Genomic DNA, 16,944 nt, shown 5'->3' on the forward strand with positions numbered 1-16,944 from the left:
CCGGAGCTCGGGGCGCTCCGGCCGTGGGAAGCCTTTTCAGTTGCGCGGCTTGACGAAGCGCAGGGTCATGCGGTCGCTCTCGCCGGTGGCCTTGTACTTCTCGTCATCTGCGGCGTCGTGACGGTTGGCGGGGGGCAGCGTCCACACGCCGTTGGGGTGATCGGCGGTGTCCTTCGGGTTGGCGTTGACCTCGCTCTTGCCCTCGAGCTGGAAGCCGGCGTTCTGGGCGAGTTCGATGACCAGCGCCTCGGTGAGGTAGCCCGACTTCTTCTGGATCTCGAGGTTGGTGCCCGGCTTCGCGCGGTGATCGACCACGCCGAGCACGCCGCCCGGCTTGAGCACGGCGAAGAACGCCTTGAAGTACGCGGGAGCGCTCCCGGCGTCGACCCAGTTGTGGGCGTTGCGGAAGGTGAGCACGGTGTCGGCCGAGCCGTTGGGGCCGAAGGCGGGCTTCGCGGGATCGAACGCGCGCACCTCGGGCGAGCCGTAGACCGCGGCGTTGCCGGAGAACAGCGCGCGCAGCTTCGCGTTCTGCTCGGCGCGGTACTTGGGCTGATCGGGGATCGCCTCGTCGTACACGGCGGCGACATAGTGGCCGCCCTCACGCAGATAGGGCGCGAGGATCTCGCTGTACCAGCCGCCGCCAGGGGTGATCTCCACGACGGTCTGGTTGGGGGTGACGCCGAAGAAGCTCAGGGTCTCCTTCGGATGGCGGTACGGGTCGCGGGCCGTATTCTTCTGATCCCGCCAGGAGCCCGCGAGCACCTCGTCGAGCGCGGAGCCCATGCCGTTGGACACCATGGGCGCTGTGGCCTCGGCCTCCGGGGACTTCGCGGCGGAGGAGGTGCTGGCGCAGCCGGCGAGCTACACCGGCAGCAGGACGGGGACCGCGACGGCGAGCAACAGACGCTTCATGGTGTGAACTCCAAGCAAAAGGGGGTGGGACTCTACCCCGCAGCCCGTCAGCGGAGGAGTTCGAGTTGCGGACCGTCGGAGGCGGAGAGGGTGAGCAGATAGGTAGCCTGGGACAGGGGCGCCACCTCCAGGGGAAGCACGGGGGGGTGGCGGGGACGCTGGGGCTGATCAGGCGCACCGCTGGAGAGGAACTCTCCGTTCTCCAGCAGGATGACCCACTCTTGCCGTCCAGGACGTCGCTGGGAGACGGAGAAGCGGACGACCGCGGCGCGAGCGGCGGCGGGAAGCCTGCCGATCGGCGTCAAGAGGGCGGGGCGCTCGGCCTTGCCGTCGTGCCCGATGTGGACTTCCGCGAGGGCGACGTCGCGTCCCGCCGGGTCGGTGCTGACGAGCACAGCGGCGCTGAGCGCGCCCTTCTTGTCGATCCACAGCCCGGGCTCGGAGTTCGTGAGGGCCCAGGCGCCGGGAATGGGCACGGTGGTGACGGTGGCGCCGAGCGTGCCGCCGCGCTCCGTGTGCAGGGTGTGCAGGGACAAGCCCTGACCTTCCTCCTGAGTCGTGAGCACGACGTAGCGGACATTGCCCTTTTCGGGGGAGCCCAGCGCGGCCCGGGCGGACTGGATGGGCGCGGGCAGAGACACGTGGCCGACCCGGCTGCCCGAGGGCGCCGCGTCCTCGGACGGGCGGAAGCGCGCGAGCGTCACTTCGTTCTTCCCCGGGGGAATCACGAACATGTCCAGTTCCCCGGTGGGAGGCATCAGCGCCGGACGGACGATGAGCGCGGGCGGCGCGTCGAGGCGGAGCTGCTGCCGCGCGGGCGTCTGGGAGGGAAGCGCGAACACGGTGGCGCCGTCGCTCCAGGCCCTCCAGACGCCGAGGAGTTCCATCCGGTCGGTGTTGGTCCAGGCGGACAGGGGTTGAACGGTCGGTGGACCGACCGCTCCGACGTCGGACACGGAGTGCGGTTCGACTTCTCCCAGGTCCGGACGTGACTCGACGAACATCGTCTCGTACAGGTGGCCCGTGTCCCCCTCGCGGTGGATCCAATGGACCCAGACCTGGCCGGTGCTCGAGGCGGTCTCCTCGAGGCCCAGGGCGGCCATGCCCACGGACAGGGGCGCGAGGGTGAAGTCGATGGGCTCCGAGCGCGCGGAGAGCCCCTGCCAGTCCAGTGACGCGGTGAGCTGGTACGTCCCGGGTTTCGACAGCCGTGCCCAGTCGTGGAGGGGAACCTCGGATTCCAACCGCCCACCGGCCTCGAGTCGTGTCAGCACGGGCGCCGCGCCTTCGGGGACGAGCCGCTTGTCCGGGGAGACCGCCGAGCGGAAGGTGAAGGTGGCTTGCTCCGCCTGGGTGGGGCCGGTGAGGTGATAGACGGGCTGCCAGTTGTTGGAGTGGAACGGGTCCGGCAACTCGACGGCGGTGGGGCCTTCATTGACGAGCGTCACCTGGAGGGTGAGCTCCTCGGTGACGAGGAACTGACGCTTGGGAAGTTGGAGCCGAAGCTGCACGGTGGGTCTCCGTTGCGGGTCCGCTGCCGCGCGAGGCGGTTCGGCGCGCTGTTGGCGGCTGCACCCCAGACTGGCCCCGAGCAGCAGGCCCAGGACGAGGGGAAGGTGGCGAAGGGGTGGAGTCATGGCTTCTTGTTGAGCAATCCATCCTTGTTCAGATGGGTCTTGTCCCAGCCTCGCAGCCGGAGCAGGCACAGCCCGCAGAACCTGCGCTCCGCCGAGTAGTCGTAGCTCATCATGCAGTTGCTCCAATCCTTGTCGTGCATGTCCGCGACCGCGCCCCCGGGGAGGGAGCCGGCGGGGAAGGGGGCATGGGGCAGGAAGAGGTGGTGGCCGATCTCGTGGGTCACGGTCTGCTCCATCCGATTGAAGCCGCCACCGGCATAGTTGGCGGGCGCCGCACATTGGACGAAGGCGCACTTCTTGCGGCCGCCGGAGGGAAAGTCCGGGGCGAAGCCATTGAGCTGTTCTCCTCCGGGCGCGGTCTCCAGATTGTAGAGCCCGGAGAACTGCAGGATGTTGATGCCGTCGGCGGCACCCAGATACGCGTCACAGGCCGCGGTGACGATGTCCTTCGCCCAGGCCTTGCAGAGGGCGTGGTACTTGGGTGCGGTGTTGACAGCGGCTCCCGGACCCGCGAGCCAAGCGGTGAGCGCAGCTGGGGTGAAGGAGAAGCGCGTGCGCAGCGCGTTCAGGTAGTCAGGGTAGACGCGAAAGTGAACCGCGTAGTCGCCGATGGCGTACTGATTGACGGTGTTGTCGATGGCGGCCTGGACGTAGTTGGGCTGAGCGCGAACGGCCGCCGCCATGCGTGTATTGTATTGGGCGGACATGTCGGTACGTGCGCCCGACTTGTCTTTCATTCGGATGAAGGCCTTCTCGTAGTAGTCCTGGAAGTCGACGACGTTGAAGCTCGGCAGGGTGCTCTTCTTCTTGACGTACCTGGCGAGGTGCAGCTCCCGCCAGATCTCCAGGGTCCCGGTGCTGGCCTTGATGGCGGCGGGCAGGGGGGCATCGTCCTTGATATCCAGCACGAGCGCCCCGTCCGCCTTGCGCTCGAAGGCGAGGTGGACCGTGACCTTGTAGGCATCGCCCGCCATGCGCGCGGGTTGGAACAAGACGCCGGTCTTGCCCGCGAGCGCGCCTTGCCGCCAAGCCTGGCTGTAGGCGGCCCATTGGCGTGTCGCACAGGCTTCGACCTTGAAGGGGAAGACGCCCTCACGCAAGGCCGCTCCGGGGGCATAGCCGGCCTCGGCCGGGAAGACGAAGGCCGCCGCGTTCCCGCGCTTTCCGCCGTGCTGCTTGGGGGCGTTGTCTCCCTTGGGTTCTGTCGTGGCCTTGTCATGGTCAAGCGCCAGGTCCAGGTACGTCTTGGCCTTGGGGTGATGGCGGGTGGTGTCCTCGGCGACGTCTTCCCAATCCCAGAGGAAGCGGACATTGCCGAGGGCCTTGGGGGCATCGACCTTGCCTCCCTGGGAGTCCTGGAGGGAGACCTTGGCGAAGAGGGGGATGTGGGGGCCCGTGCCCCACTCGGCCTCGTACTGGGTGAACGCCGTGTTGTTGTTCATCTCCGCCGAGGAGGTCTTGAAGAGGTTGCTCACGAGCTTCACCTCGAGGGTGCTCCCTGGCGCTGGGAGGTGGCCGCCCAACGTGTCGTAGAGCCGCTTGTCCCGCTCGAGCGAGAGCGACTTGCGGTCTCCCAGCTCCAGGGTGATGTCCTTCACCAGGACGTGGAAATAGGTCCAGGCGGTGGGGGACTCGGGGATGCCCTCTCCCTTGAGCGTGAGCTTCAGTTTGTAGGGAGAGAACTCGACGGTGATGTACTCGTCCGGGAACTGAGGGGTGCGCCCGGTGCTCTTGCCGTCCCAGGGGATGCGGTGCTCGCCCGAGGTGAACTGCTCGGGCGTGAGCTTCCAGCTCATGAGGGGCTTCTGATCGAAGCGCGTGAACAGCTCGAGCGTCGCCTCCCGGATGACGTTGAAGTCGTTGCTCAGCGTGTAGACGATCTCGACCTGTTCCTTTTCCGGGGCGAAGCAGAAGTCGTTGGAGCCGACCGGCGCGGGAAAGGGAGCGGGACGGAAGGACTGTGATGTCTTTCCGCCGCGGGTGACGAGTTTGAACTCCGTCACGCCAAAGTTCCCAGGCCGCAGCCGGTTCACACGGTCATCGCCGGAGGAGAGTGCTACCAGGGATTGAAGGGTGAGTTCGCGCATGGGTCACCTCAAGGCTTGTCGTGCTCATCCAGGAGCCGCTGTTGCACGTCCGCGAGCGCACCGGTGGGGGTCAGCCCGTATTTCCGTTGAAAGGCGCGCACGGAGGCCTGGGTTTCGGGGGCGTTCGGATCGGGCTTGGGCAGATGGTAGCCCAGGTTGTGGAGTCGCACCAGCGCGGCTTGCGTCTTGTCTTGGTCGAACAGATCGCCGACGATGGCCGTCAATTGCCACCGGACCGTGACGTCCTCGGGCTTCGCCACATCGTCCGTGAAGTCTCCCGCATGAATCGGAAGCGGGTAGGCGGGCGCGGCTCCCGCCGCGGACGGGGGCGGGGGCGCAGCGGGTGGACTGCCAGCGGGAGCGGCGGCGCCTGGCAGCTTGAGGCTCAGCCGGACCGTCCCCTTTCCCATCATCTTCTGGGTGATGGGCGTGCCAACCTGGGTGGTCCCCGTCTTCTTGTCCGTGGAGGAGCCCTCGACCTCAAGGGTGTACGCCTTGTCCGCGTACGGCGCCCCGCTGGCGTCGATGACGACTAGGCGCAGGACGGGCAACTCGAGCGTGATGGTCTTCTTCGTGCCCGTCTGGAGCGGGATGGCCTTGGACGTGCCGGGCCGGGGCTCATGCGGGTCAGCCCGCAGGGCGTCCCAGCCCGCCTTTCTCGACTCCTTCATGTGCGTCCCTCCACCGGAATGGGCGGAGCGAGTCTACCCCCACGTCTCGGGCGGGAGGTGAAAGTATAGGACGGATAGGAGACCTGTTGAGAGGAGGCGGCCTGGAGCGGAGGTGGCGAGGAGGGCCGCTGACGGGGGCCCGCCCGAGCAGTGCGCCAGGCGGGTGGAGAAGCCACGTTGCCCCTTGGGGTACACGCCGGCCCAGGCCGCCCTCCCATGAGGTGCGAGGCAGGGGCCTGGCTCTCTTGGCGCTGGCGGCTTGAGCTTCAACGCCACGCGGCTTGGAGGGACCCGTGCGCCGGGGCCAGCCTCGCTCCTGCCGTGGCCAGTCCCAGGTGCTCCAGAATCGCTCGCACCCCTCCCGCCTCGTTCACGTCCGCCAGCACTCGCCGCCTGCCTCCACACCTCACGCAGGCGAACACGCCGAAGTCGAACGTCCTCCTGAGCCACTCGGCCCAGTCTACTCGCGACGTCTTCTCCTTTATCGGCTCCTTGCTGGCCGCTGCCTGGGTCGCCACGCTCTCCTCCTCCGCTCCCGCTTGGGGGAACGGCATGCAGATGGCGTTGGCCCTCTTCACCTGGTCCCTTCCCAGTTGCTACGCGTGCGCCAAGGGAGCACAGGTGCTGGTGTCGACCGGACGCATCGACAAGTACGTGAACTACCGGATCGTCGAGACGTCTCAGTTCCTCATGGATGTGATGGCCGAGGGCGGATTGGAGCGGGGCGGCCGCGGAGTCCGCACGGCACAGAAGATCCGGCTGCTGCATGCGACCATCCGCTACCACGTGCGCCACTACCCGAAGTGGCAGCCCGAGTGGGGGACGCCCATCAATCAAGAGGATCAAGCCATCACGCTCCTGACGTTCGCGCTGCTACCCCACACGTTGACGAAGCTCGGGCTCGACTTCACCCCGGCGGAGCAGGACGCCTTCTTCCATTGCTGGCGGGTGATTGGCCATATCCTGGGCATCGACGCGTCCCTGCTGCCCCGCGACCCGAACGAGGGCCAGCAACTCTGGGACGCCATCACCCGGCGCCAGGTGGCCCCGTCGGAGGCCGGGCGCACGTTGACCCATTCGCTCATCAATTACATGAAGGAGCTCGTTCCCGGGACGATTTCGATGGCCTCCCGGCGGTGCTGATTCGCGAGCTGTGCGACAAGCCGATCGCCCAGGCCGTCCTGACCGAGTAGCGGAAGTGCATGCCGCCCCAGATCCGCGCGCTCACCACCTCCTCGACGGCATCCGAAAGCTGGAGGAACGTCCGGGTGCTGCAGGACGCGCTCGTGACGCGCAAGGGCTGCGCCAACCGGCCGGGCAAGGCCGGCCTCGGCCTATGCCACGGCATTGAGACGCCGCTGCACGCGCCGGACGGGCGCGAGCACCAAGGCCTGGAAGCGGCGTTCTTCGCTGGCAGTCATGTAGGGGGAGTGTCGGACACTCCGCCCCCTCCGAACAAGGGCGGGGGGGGGTTGCGCCGCCCGGAACACGCTAGGGCACGTAGACGGTGTTGATGCCCGGAGCCGCCGGGTCGTAGAGCACGACGATGACGTCGCGGCTGGGGAGGAAGTCGAACTCGAACGCGCTGTCCAGGGAGAGACGGCCCTCATACCGCTCGCCGCGCGCGATGAAGCTCCAGCGCAGCTCCGTGGGCGGCGGCCCCTTTTTGCTCACCGGCTTTCCGTCGCCGAAGTACGTCACCCGCGCGAGAATCGGGATGCCCACGCGGGCCGCGCGCGACTCACGGTGGTTGGTCCACACGACGAGCAACAGGCCCACCGCGCCCGCGAGGGGGAACAACAGCACCAGCCCTCCCACGCGCCCTATGGGGATGAGGGTGGTGCCACGGATACGGGCCACCTGGCCTCCGCGCCGCTCGAGGACCACGCGCTGGCCCGGCTGAAAGCTACCGCCCCGCTCGCAACTGCGCCCCACCAGCGCGCCGTCCTCCGAGTGGAAGCGCGCGCAGTACACGGGCGCATGCCTGCGACTGCGCATCCCCACCTCGACCGAGTCGACGACGCCGAGGACTTCGAAGGAGTGCAGGTCCAGCAGCAGGTCCCCCAAGGCGCGATGGGACTGGAAGAAGGCACAGACGAGCCCACCGGCGAGAAGGAAGAAGAGGCTGCTGTAGAGCACGACGCGCTGGGGGCCCGCGAAGGCGAGCACCAGGCGCCGGGCCTCCTTCGAGGGCACGCGCGGCGCTCTCGGGACGCTCGCGAGCAGAGCACGCGCCCGCTCGAGGTCGTCGGACAGCACATCTGCGAAGGCTGCTCGGTTGATCTCGGGAGGTGGGTCGGACAGTGGCAGCAAGGACATGGGAGGCCATTAGACCAGAGCTTGGCCGCCCAGTCCGGAACTGAACGCGCTCCTCACCCTTGCGTTGCCTTGGCCCTTCGGGGCTACCGGAATGGCCCCGACGTGTGAAGAGTCTGTACCGGGAGAACTGGGTCTGCCCCAGTTCCGTGGACACCCGAGATGTGATGGGAGCAACACCTCGGCGAAGTATAGGACGGATAGGAGACCTGTTGAGAGGAGGCGGCCTGGAGCGGAGGTGGCGAGGAGGGCCGCTGACGGGGGCCCGCCCGAGCAGTGAGCCAGGCGAGTGGAGAAGCCGCGTTGCCCCTTGGGGTACACGCCGGCCCAGGCCGCCCTCCCATGAGGTGCGCGGCAGGCGCCTGACTCTGTTGGCGCTGGCGGCTTGAGCTTCAACACCACGCGGCTTGGAGGGGCCCGTGCGCCGGGGCCCGCCTCGCACCTGCCGGGGCCAAGGGCGGGTGGAGCGCATCAGCGGCGCGGCAGCAGACACGGCGCGAACCTCGGGCGCGGCGGGAGCACCAGGACGCGGCGCGAACCTCGGGTATGGTGGGCACTTCGGGCAGCCGAAGCTCGGGCACGGTGCATGCCACCAGGACAGCAGCCGAGCCTCGGGCGGGTGGAGCCGCCAGCGCAGCGGCAGACACGGCGCGGCGCGTACCTCGGGCGCATCGGATTCGCCTTCCAAGCCGCACCGGCCGCGATCGACGCGAAGCGCATCACCACCCGCGAGCACTGCCCCTGGCAGAACGGCAAGGCGGAACGATTTAGCCGAACCCTCCAGGAGCACTGGGCCTGCCCACACCCGTTCACCAGCAACCAAGCCGGACACGACGCCTCGCACCCTGGCTCGACCACTACAACTACGCTCGACCCCACACCGCATGCGGCGGCCAGCCACCCATCAGCCGACTGTCACCAACCTGCTGACCGAGTACACCTAGCGTGCATGGCATGTCTTCAAATAGCTCAGGAACGATGCCTGCAGCCCGGTGACGTGTGTCTCGTGTAACAACGCGCTCGAAACATCCTGCGATCGTCCCTTGCCGTGCAACTCTTCCACGACCGAGAGCACGTTGCGCGCTATTCTTCGATAGATCGGAATTCCCCCTAGAAGTTCAGATTCATTCAGCGTGACGTGCAACTGTGGAGCCGCTGAGTCCACACTGCGCTCAGGCAGGGCCTCGACTAGCTTGAACACCTGGCTGTCCGCACTCGCGACTCCGGGGGTGCCCGCACCAAAGGTCGCGAACGGGGCTGCCGCCCGTAGCCATGCATAGAGGGCGAAAAGACCTCCGTAGGAGTAGCCGAAGAGGCCATGCCCGGACTCGCTGACACGCAACTGCGATTGCAACCGAGGGTGGAGTTCGGCAGTCAGGAAGTCGAGGAAGATGTCCGCGTGAGTGTCCGCTAGATTCGCGAGGTAGGCGTCCGCCTGCTCCTGAGTCATCGCACCCGTGTCGCGAGCCGACCTGACCGTGGCCACCATCTCGTCGCTGACAGGCTCCCCCGGCGGAACCAGATCGCGGTTGCGAAGCTGTGCCCAGGCCGCGGCCTCCTCACCGGCGTAACCGATGCTGACTTGAATGTACGGGGCGATCGTCAAATATGGGTCTGCCTGGGTGACGATGAGGGGCGCGGTGAGGCCAACGGTCCAGTTGCCGTCTACCACGTAGATCAGCGGCAGGGGCTCTGTGGAGTCCGCATAACCGGGGGGTGTGGTCACCCAGACGCCGTAACGGTGCCCCGACTGTGCTGTGATCTCAAAGTACTCCGTGTCCGGCAAGCAGCCGTGCAACATCTCGCTCATCGAGCTTCCTTCTTCACAGTGCGGCCTGCCTTCACAACGAGGGCGGCCATATCTGGATCGGCGAACACCTATGCGTCTTGAAGCGGGTCTCGTTGCCAGGCGACCATGTCCGCCTGCATCCCCACACGGAGAATCCCGACGGTCTCTCCTGTACCGAGGATGTCGGCGTTTACGCTGGTGGCGCTGTTGGGTCGGTGCCCGATCCGTCCGCGTCGACGCCACCGGCGGACCATGCGTCGGTCACGAGACCTCCCCACGGAGTCCATGGCCACCGTCCTCAACGCTGGTGAATTCGATAGGTGGCAACGTACTCTACAGTGGTGAAACTGTCAACGGAGGTAAGGTGAAGTCACCGGTGGGGGAAGGGAAACAGCGCCTCCTGGAGGCGCTGTTCGACGAGTTCGATGAGAACGGCCCGAGCCCGAACTTGTCCATCCGCTACATAGCGGAGCGGCTCGACGTGCACCACACGCTGCTGACATATCACTTCTGGCCCTAGCGCGAGGGCCACCCCAGGCCGCGTGGTGTTGAGGCTCGAGCAGCCACAGCCATCAGGCCCACACCCCCTGTCGCCCCCTCCAGGGAGGGCGGACCAGGCAGGCGTGTACCCCAAGGGGGCTCCACACCGAGTGCACCGGCATGGCTCACAGCTCGTAGGCTCCCCTCAGCGGCCTTCCTCTGCTTCTCTGCTCCCCCCGCTGCCCTCGACATTGCCCCCATTCCTCTAATGCGCTGCGCTCTTCATCTCCCGTGGGACCAGGCCCGCCAACCCCGCGTGAGCACATAGGCCATCAGCGTCACCACGACCAGGACGCCGTCGACGACGGTCACGACCAACGGGTTGTCGGACCGCACGGGACCGGTCACGGTGCCGATGAAGGAGGCATTGAAGAGCGTCACCGCGAGCTTGTGAAAGAGGACGAGCTCCCAAATGCCAGTCATGCGGCGCGGAAAGAAGCCGAGGAGGGTAAAGAGCCCGGCGAAGACGACGAAACCGAGCATCTGCCACGTGTTGACCACGAGGCGATCGGGCGGAAGAGCGCTGAACTCATGGGCTGCGTTGGCGAAGGCACCCAGTGTGGCGACGCCGAGGGCGATCATCATGTATTTCGCCAGGCGATCGCGGGTTGCCGTGACACCTGTCGTGGTTTCGTTTTCGAGGGCTAAAGCAGACATGTGACTATCTCCTGTTCAGAGGGAACTCGCGTTGGTGGCGGGTGCAATATGGCAAATCGGAACCTGCCGACACATTCGTGATTTCCGTTGAGCCGCTATACGGAAAACCCCGAGACAGGAGACGGACGGAGGGCACGCATCGTTTTCCACGTCGCGGGCTCATGTCGGGAGTATGAGGGCCCTCCACCGCCCTCTGGAAGGAACGCCGCATGTCCTCCTGGTCTCTCGTGTTCCACTCGTGCGCCGCGCTGGTGCTGCTGCCCGCTCTGGCGCTGGCTGCCCCCGCCGCGCGTCCGGTGAAGCAGTACACCATCGAGCAGTTGCTCGAGACGTCGGAGGTGGTCGGCGCCTCCTTCTCCCCGGACGAGAAGCGGGTGCTCTTCTCCTCGAATGGGACGGGCGTGTTCAACGTCTAAGTATAGGACGGATAGGAGACCTGTTGAGAGGAGGCGGCCAGGAGCGGAGGTGGCGAGGAGGGCCGCTGACGGGGGCCCGCCCGAGCAGTGAGCCAGGCGGGTGGAGAAGCCGCGTTGCCCCTTGGGGTACACGCCGGCCCAGGCCGCCCTGCCAGGAGGTGCGCGGCAGGCGCCTGGCTCTGTTGGCCCTGGCGGCTTGAGCTTCAACACCACGCGGCTTGGAGGGGCCCGTGCGCCGGGGCCCGCCTCGCACCTGCCGGGGCCAGGCCCAGGTACTCCACAATCGCTCGCACCCCTCCCGCCTCGTTCACGTCCGCCAGCACTCGCCGCCTGCCTCCACACCTCACGCAGGCGAACACGTCGAAGTCGAACGTCCTGCTGAGCACCTCGGCCCCGTCTCCTAGCGAGACAGCCCTCGCAAGCGTGAGTCCCAGAGTCAAAACCCTTTTCAGATACCAATCCTTGATTGGCAATGAGTGGACCCTCGAGTGCGCCGCGGACGGCAAGTACCTGTTCAAGTCGTGGAAGGGGGACTACCTGAACCGTTCCGACGCGGCCATTCCCATCACCGCGGCGGCCACCGGCGCCACCGGCAACGCGTGGACTCCTGAGTTCGCCAGCGGCAAGGTGAAGCTCAAGTCGGTGAAGGGGGACTACCTGAACCGTACCGACGCGGCCCAGGGCGTCAACGCGGCGGCCACCGGCACCGGCACCGTGTGGAGCCTGGGAATGTTGCCGAACCAGTAAGCCCCACGGGCAGAGACGGTGTCAAAGGACTCTGTACGCCTTTACCTTCGCCTCCAATCACTTCCACTTGTTGGTGTGGACACGGGGTGCCGCGCTTGCCGGCTTCATGCAGTATCCGCGCACCAACCTGTCCAAGAAGGTGGGCACGCTGGTTCTCGGGACACCCTCTCGGGCGCGTCCCTCTTCCGAGGGACGCCGCGCGCTCGCGCAAAGCCGCCCGCCAGCGGGAGGCGCCTGGGGGGCCTACAGCAGGTCCTCGAGCCGGATCGGCATCTTGCGCACGCGCTTGCCGGTCGCGTGGTAGATGGCGTTGGCGATCGCACCGGACGCACCGGCCATCGCCACCTCGCCCAGCCCCTTGGCGCCAATCGTATTGGTCAGCGGGTCGGGCTTGTCGATGAAGGAGACGTCGATGTCGCCCACGTCGGCGTTCACCGGCACGACGTAGTCGGCGAGGTCGCAGTTCAGCCAGCCGCCAAAGCGCGGGTCGACCTCGGTCTCCTCGCGCAGCGTCGCGCCAATCGCCCAGACGACGCCGCCCAGCACCTGGCTCACCGCGGTCCTCGGGCTCACCACCCGCCCGCAGTCGACGACGCTGACGACCCGCGGCACACGCACCCGCCGCGTGCGCGGCTCGACGTGGACCTCGACGAAGTGGGCGATGTAGCTGAACGCCGTGAACGACGGATATTGCGGTCCCCACGGCCCGAAGCCGCCCTGCCTGAGCGCGTCCAGCACGCTGGGATCCTGCCCGGGCCCGACTTGCGACGCCTCGATCTCCAGGTACGGGCGACGCACCTTGAAGAGCCGCTGGTGCAGGTTGCCGGAGAGCACGCGACCCGCGAACAGCGCGTCCGCCGCCTCGCGCATCTTCGCCGCGGCGGTGGCGGCAGCGGAGACGACGCTCGCCGTGCCCGACGAGCCGGCGGTGGGGTGCTGCGGCGCGGCACTGGTGTCGCCAATCAAGATCTCCAGCCGGTCGGGATCCAGGTCGAGCTCGCGCAGCAGCACCGCGGCGATCGCGGTGCGGATTCCCTGACCCATCTCGTGGCCCGAGGCGGCGTAGCACGTCCTGCCATCGGCGTAGACGCGCAAGGTCACCAGCGAAGGCGTCGTCATGGACTTATAGGCGCCGCAGCCGATTCCCCAGCCGACCTGCGTTCCGTCGGGCAACGTCATCGACCCCGGCGCCGCGGTCCGCCGCTCCCAGCCGAAGCGTCGCGCCCCCTCGCGGATGCAGTCGTTCAGGAACCGCGACGACAGCGGCTTGCCATTGAGCGGGTCGATCGTCGCGTCATGCCGCAGACGGAACGCGACCGGGTCCTCGCCGAGCTTGTAAGCGAGTTCGTCGACCGCGCTCTCGAACGAGAAGTTGGAGGGCTGAGGGAACGGCGTGCGCATGTAGCCCGGAGCCTGCGTATCGATGCGGATGTTGCTGGCGGTGCCGAGATAGTTGGCGATGCCGTACATCTGCACCGTCGCCTCGTGGTAGAAGGGGGGGAAGTCGCCCGTGCGCGACTGCTGGTGGTCGGCGTCGTACTGGACCGCGACCATCTTGCCCGCGTCCGCGCCAAGCTTGACGTGATGGCGGCTCCTCGGCCGGAAGCACGCGTTGTGGAAGATCTGCGCGCGCGGCATGACCAGCTTCACCGGGCGCCCGAGCAGCATCGCGGCGTGCGCGACGAGCGTGGTCTGGCGCTGAAACGCGCCCTTCTGCCCGAAGCTGCCGCCGACCGAGGGGCTCTTCACATCGATCAGTGAGCGGTCCAGCCGAAGCATGAGCGCGAGCACGGTCTTCACCGGGCCCGAGGACTGAGTCCCTTCCCACACGGTGAGCCTGCCACCCGACCATTGCGCGGTGGTGGAGAGCATCTCGATCGGGTTGTGGTGCTGCGCCGGGCTCACGTAGGTGTCGGCGTGCGATGTCGAGGCGGTCTCCATGGCGAGCCGGGCGTTGCCGACCTCCACACCCGCGAACGGCTCGTGCGCCGCGCCGGTGCTGTCGATCAGCGGGCTGAAGGTCTGGTCGGCATAGGTCGCGCGCACCGCCTCGGCGCCCTCGATCGCGGCCTCCAGCGTCTTGGCGACGACCAGCGCCACGGGCTGGCCACGATAGGCGATCTCACGGATGAGGGTCGGCGGCAGGGGCAGCCCTCCCCCCTGGGGCGGGGGTGGGAAGTCGTCGGCGGTCAGGATGCGCACCACGCCGGGTACGCGCGCCGCCTCCTCGAGCGACAGCGCGGTGAGCTGGCCCTTGGCGATCCGCGCTGGCACGGTCATCGCGTAGAGCAGGCCCGGCAGGGGCACATCGGCGGCATAGGCGGTACGGCCCATGACCTTTTCGCGCGCGTCGACGCGGGCGCGATCAGCGAAGGGGACGGTGGTCATCAGGCATTCCTCCCAGCGGCGATCAGCAGCGCGTCGGCGACGGTGCGCGCGCCGAGTTCGATCTTGAAGCGGTTGTAGTGGCCCGGCGTCGCGCCGGAGAGCGCCGCGCGGCCCGCGGCGAGCGCGGTCTCGGGGGTGAGTGGCTGGCCGACGAGCGACTGCTCGGCGGCGGTGGCGCGCCAGGGTCTGGTCGCCACCCCGCCCAGGGCGATCCGCGCGCGGCCCACCCGGTCGCCATCCATCTCGAGCGCGACCGCGGCGGAGGCGAGCGCGAAGGCGTAGCTCTCGCGGTCGCGGATCTTGTGATAGGTCGACGCGCGTCCGGCGCGGGTCTTGGGCACGACGATCGCGATGATCATCTCGCCCGGCTGGAGCGTGAACTCCAGATGCGGGGTCGTGCCGGGCAGGCGGTAGAGGTCGGCCACTGGCAGCGTGCGCGAGCCGGTCGGACCGAGCAGCTCGAGGGAGGCGTCCATCGCCACCAGCGCCACGGGCCAGTCGCCCGGGCTGACCGCGGTGCACGCGTCGCTGGTGCCGAGCACCGCCTGGCCGCGGTCGATCCCACCGATCGCCGCGCAGCCGGAGCCAGGCTCGCGCTTGTTGCAGGGGAAGGTGCCGACCGAGGACGGGTTGCCGGTGCCGTTGCGGAAATACAGGCAGCGCGTGCGTTGGAGGAGGTTGCCCCCCACCGTCGCCATGTTGCGCAGCTGCTGCGAGGCGGCCTTCCACAGCGATTCGGCGAGCAGGGGATAGTCGCTCTGCAGCGTGGGATTGGCCGCCACCGCGCTCATCGGCACCAGCGCCTCGAACCGAAGCTGGTCGCCGCCGGTGTCGATCCGGTCGAGCCCGCGGATCGAGGTCACGTCGATCAGGTGGCGCGGCCGGTCGATGTCGAGCTTCATCATGTCGTACAGCGACGTGCCACCCGCGATGTAGCGCGCGTCCGCGCCAGCGCGGCTGTGCGCGGCCACCGCCTCGGCGGCGGACGTCGGCCGGGTATAGGTGAACGGTTGCATCAGCCCCTCCCCATCTTGGACGCGGCGTCCTCGATCGCCGCGACGATGCCAACGTAGGCGCCGCAGCGGCAGATGTTGCCGCTCATGTACTCGCGGATGCGCTCGCGCGACGTGGCGTTGCCCTCGCGCACGCAGGCAACCGCGGCCATGATCTGGCCCGGGGTGCAATAGCCGCACTGCAACGCGTCGTGGTCGATGAACGCCTGCTGCATCGGGTGCAACTGCTCGCCGTTGGCCAGCCCCTCGATCGTCGTCACCTCGCGACCCTCGACCTTGGCCGCGAGCGTCAGGCACGACGCGACGCGACGACCGTCGACGTGGACGGTGCAGGCGCCGCACTGGCCGTGGTCGCAGCCCTTCTTGGTGCCGGTCAGCCCCAGCTGTTCGCGCACCAGGTCGAGCAGCGACGTGCGCGTGTCGATCGCGACCTCCACCGCATGGCCGTTCACCGTTGTTCGCAGGTCGAGCGGGTTGCCAACCTCCGGAGGCGGAGGTACGGGGGCTTGCGGCGACAGGGATTGCTCGCAAGCCAGCGACAGCGTCAGCAGCGTCGCGCCGGCGCCCAGCGCGGTCCGACGCGTGACTGTCAGGGGCGCCGTCTTGTTCTCATCGTCAGCCATGGCTGCCTTCTCTCCATTTCGTGTCGAGCACGCATGCGTTTCCCAAAGGGGATGCTCGGCATGACGTCTCTCTTGTTACTTCTCGCGGTCGAGCGTCTTTCCCTTGCGCACCCAGCTCCTGCATGTCGTTCATGATGGAGCGCCGTTCAATGAAGCCCGCGATCCCCATGAAGCGTTGCATTTGGTTCCGATTCGGGAAGGTAACGATTCACGCGAGTTCCTGTCAGCCACGGGATTCCGGACACACTGTCTGGTAGGTGGAGACAATGAGCCCTGGCCTCGACGCCCTCGAGGTCTTCGTCCGGGTGGCGGAACTGGGGAGCTTCACGCAGGCCGCCCAGCAGCCTGGCATGCCCAAGAAGGCACGCGCGTCCGCGCACCTGAAGCGTGCCCCGGGAAGGCGTGTGCGGGCCTTCGCTCCCCCCTGCTGCGCCCGGCTCTCAGCCCGCTCGGGCTACTCCGCTTGGAGGGAGCGCCCGGAGTGCGAGAGGCACAAGGAGGACCGGGCCTTGGCCCAAGTCGTGACAGCGGAGCACCAGGACAGCCGTGGCACGTAGGGGAGCCTCCGCGTGCATGCCGAGCTGCGTGCTCGGGGGCAGCGCGTGAGCCGCAAGTGCGTGGCTCGCCTCATGGGCGAGCAGGGACTTGGCCAGGTCCCCTACGAGTCGTCTGACACCTGGCCCGGAGTCTTATCTGGGCGACAGCAGCCGGCTCCGCTCCACTGCGCGCCCCACCCTGTGCTCCATCTCGCCATGCTTCATGGGCTTCTGGATGTAGTCGCACGCACCCAGACGCAGGCTCTCCTCCGAGATTTCGCTGGAGCCGAAGGCGGTCATGATGATGACTTGGAGGCGCGGTTCCATCTTCAGCGCACGCTGGAGGAGGGTGAGCCCGTCCATCGGCTCCATCTTCAAGTCCGTCAGCATCAGGTCCACCTGGATCTCGGCGAGAATGGCCAGTGCCTCCTCCCCGGATCCGGCTTCGATGACGTCGTAGCCCTCGGCGCGCAGCAGGAGCGCCGTGATGCCGCGCATCATGCGCTGGTCGTCCACTACCAGGATGCGGCCACGGATGGAGGGCATGATGAACATGAAGGGGTCGTTCACACTCACCATGATGCCACAAGTGCCGCCAGTCCTCCTGGG

The 16,944-nt window shown here is 67.6% G+C and carries 18 protein-coding genes and 2 pseudogenes; 8 read left to right on the plus strand and 12 right to left on the minus strand.

Annotated elements, in window-relative coordinates; genetic code table 11:
• Positions 1-36 precede the first annotated feature (36 nt).
• The gene (locus D187_RS12695; protein ID WP_211241503.1) at positions 37-786 is read right to left on the minus strand and encodes a class I SAM-dependent methyltransferase; all 750 of its coding nucleotides are present in this window, start codon (positions 784-786) and stop codon (positions 37-39) included.
• Between D187_RS12695 and D187_RS57015 the strand changes: the two genes are divergently transcribed.
• Complete coding sequence (locus D187_RS57015) at positions 785-922, plus strand: hypothetical protein (RefSeq protein ID WP_211241504.1); 138 nt, start codon at positions 785-787, stop codon at positions 920-922. The two genes, D187_RS12695 and D187_RS57015, sit on opposite strands and share 2 nt — an antisense overlap.
• 40 nt (positions 923-962) lie before the next feature.
• Here D187_RS57015 and D187_RS12700 read toward each other — a convergent pair whose 3' ends face one another.
• The 4 genes from D187_RS12700 to D187_RS12715 all read right to left on the minus strand — a co-directional run bounded on the left by D187_RS12700 (position 963) and on the right by D187_RS12715 (position 5,828).
• A complete protein-coding gene (locus D187_RS12700) occupies positions 963-2,426 on the minus strand; it encodes a hypothetical protein (protein WP_002623276.1) in 1,464 nt (487 codons plus the stop codon).
• Positions 2,427-2,548: 122 nt separating this feature from the next.
• Positions 2,549-4,639 (minus strand): hypothetical protein, encoded by a 2,091-nt coding sequence (locus D187_RS12705; RefSeq protein ID WP_002623275.1) that lies wholly within the window; start codon positions 4,637-4,639, stop codon positions 2,549-2,551.
• Positions 4,640-4,647: 8 nt separating this feature from the next.
• A complete protein-coding gene (locus D187_RS12710) occupies positions 4,648-5,310 on the minus strand; it encodes a peptidoglycan-binding domain-containing protein (RefSeq protein ID WP_002623273.1) in 663 nt (220 codons plus the stop codon).
• A gap of 266 nt (positions 5,311-5,576) precedes the next feature.
• Entirely contained in the window at positions 5,577-5,828 is a 252-nt protein-coding gene (locus D187_RS12715) for an ATP-dependent helicase HrpA (protein WP_245591698.1), read from the minus strand.
• A gap of 34 nt (positions 5,829-5,862) precedes the next feature.
• Here D187_RS12715 and D187_RS12720 point away from each other — a divergent pair, with 34 nt between their 5' ends.
• Entirely contained in the window at positions 5,863-6,453 is a 591-nt protein-coding gene (locus D187_RS12720; RefSeq protein ID WP_002623269.1) for an oxygenase MpaB family protein, read from the plus strand.
• A 348-nt stretch (positions 6,454-6,801) separates the two neighbouring features.
• On the opposite strand, the gene D187_RS12725 is transcribed toward D187_RS12720, so the two are convergent.
• Entirely contained in the window at positions 6,802-7,629 is an 828-nt protein-coding gene (locus D187_RS12725; RefSeq protein ID WP_043429585.1) for a hypothetical protein, read from the minus strand.
• Between the two features lie 792 nt (positions 7,630-8,421).
• Here D187_RS12725 and D187_RS59520 point away from each other — a divergent pair.
• Entirely contained in the window at positions 8,422-8,556 is a 135-nt protein-coding gene (locus tag D187_RS59520) for an integrase core domain-containing protein (protein ID WP_438356951.1), read from the plus strand.
• Between the two features lie 10 nt (positions 8,557-8,566).
• On the opposite strand, the gene D187_RS12730 is transcribed toward D187_RS59520, so the two are convergent.
• Positions 8,567-9,436: an alpha/beta hydrolase gene (locus tag D187_RS12730; RefSeq protein ID WP_002623265.1), complete on the minus strand. Its 870-nt coding sequence runs from the start codon at positions 9,434-9,436 to the stop codon at positions 8,567-8,569.
• Positions 9,437-9,779: 343 nt separating this feature from the next.
• On the opposite strand from D187_RS12730, the gene D187_RS52200 reads away from it, so the two are divergent.
• Complete coding sequence (locus tag D187_RS52200; protein WP_002623263.1) at positions 9,780-9,935, plus strand: TetR/AcrR family transcriptional regulator; 156 nt, start codon at positions 9,780-9,782, stop codon at positions 9,933-9,935.
• A gap of 242 nt (positions 9,936-10,177) precedes the next feature.
• Here D187_RS52200 and D187_RS12735 read toward each other — a convergent pair whose 3' ends face one another.
• The gene (locus D187_RS12735) at positions 10,178-10,612 is read right to left on the minus strand and encodes a hypothetical protein (protein WP_155893333.1); all 435 of its coding nucleotides are present in this window, start codon (positions 10,610-10,612) and stop codon (positions 10,178-10,180) included.
• 209 nt (positions 10,613-10,821) lie between these two features.
• Between D187_RS12735 and D187_RS12740 the strand changes: the two genes are divergently transcribed.
• Together D187_RS12740 and D187_RS56355 are read left to right on the plus strand one after the other, a co-directional pair.
• Positions 10,822-11,028 (plus strand): hypothetical protein, encoded by a 207-nt coding sequence (locus D187_RS12740; protein ID WP_002623257.1) that lies wholly within the window; start codon positions 10,822-10,824, stop codon positions 11,026-11,028.
• A gap of 462 nt (positions 11,029-11,490) precedes the next feature.
• Positions 11,491-11,775, plus strand: a complete 285-nt coding sequence (locus D187_RS56355; RefSeq protein WP_002623256.1) for a hypothetical protein — start codon at positions 11,491-11,493, stop codon at positions 11,773-11,775.
• Between the two features lie 243 nt (positions 11,776-12,018).
• Here the strand turns inward: D187_RS56355 and D187_RS12755 are convergent, their stop codons facing one another.
• Genes D187_RS12755 through D187_RS12765 form a run of 3 tightly spaced genes read right to left on the minus strand, consistent with a single transcriptional unit; the run spans position 12,019 to position 15,799 of the window.
• Positions 12,019-14,163, minus strand: a complete 2,145-nt coding sequence (locus D187_RS12755; protein WP_002623255.1) for a xanthine dehydrogenase family protein molybdopterin-binding subunit — start codon at positions 14,161-14,163, stop codon at positions 12,019-12,021.
• Positions 14,163-15,179, minus strand: a complete 1,017-nt coding sequence (locus tag D187_RS12760) for an FAD binding domain-containing protein (RefSeq protein WP_002623254.1) — start codon at positions 15,177-15,179, stop codon at positions 14,163-14,165. Before D187_RS12760 ends, D187_RS12755 begins: the two co-directional genes overlap by 1 nt.
• Entirely contained in the window at positions 15,179-15,799 is a 621-nt protein-coding gene (locus D187_RS12765; protein WP_002623253.1) for a (2Fe-2S)-binding protein, read from the minus strand. The genes D187_RS12760 and D187_RS12765 overlap by 1 nt, the downstream gene beginning before the upstream one ends.
• Positions 15,800-16,065: 266 nt before the next feature.
• Here D187_RS12765 and D187_RS59525 point away from each other — a divergent pair.
• Positions 16,066-16,167 (plus strand): annotated as a pseudogene (locus D187_RS59525) (helix-turn-helix domain-containing protein); the annotation flags it as partial.
• A 75-nt stretch (positions 16,168-16,242) separates the two neighbouring features.
• Positions 16,243-16,446, plus strand: a pseudogene (locus D187_RS59530) (IS3 family transposase); the annotation flags it as partial.
• A gap of 42 nt (positions 16,447-16,488) precedes the next feature.
• Here D187_RS59530 and D187_RS12775 read toward each other — a convergent pair.
• The gene (locus D187_RS12775) at positions 16,489-16,914 is read right to left on the minus strand and encodes a response regulator (RefSeq protein ID WP_002623252.1); all 426 of its coding nucleotides are present in this window, start codon (positions 16,912-16,914) and stop codon (positions 16,489-16,491) included.
• Positions 16,915-16,944: the final 30 nt, after the last annotated feature.

Origin of the sequence: Cystobacter fuscus DSM 2262, from assembly GCF_000335475.2 — a bacterium.
GTDB lineage: Bacteria > Myxococcota > Myxococcia > Myxococcales > Myxococcaceae > Cystobacter > Cystobacter fuscus.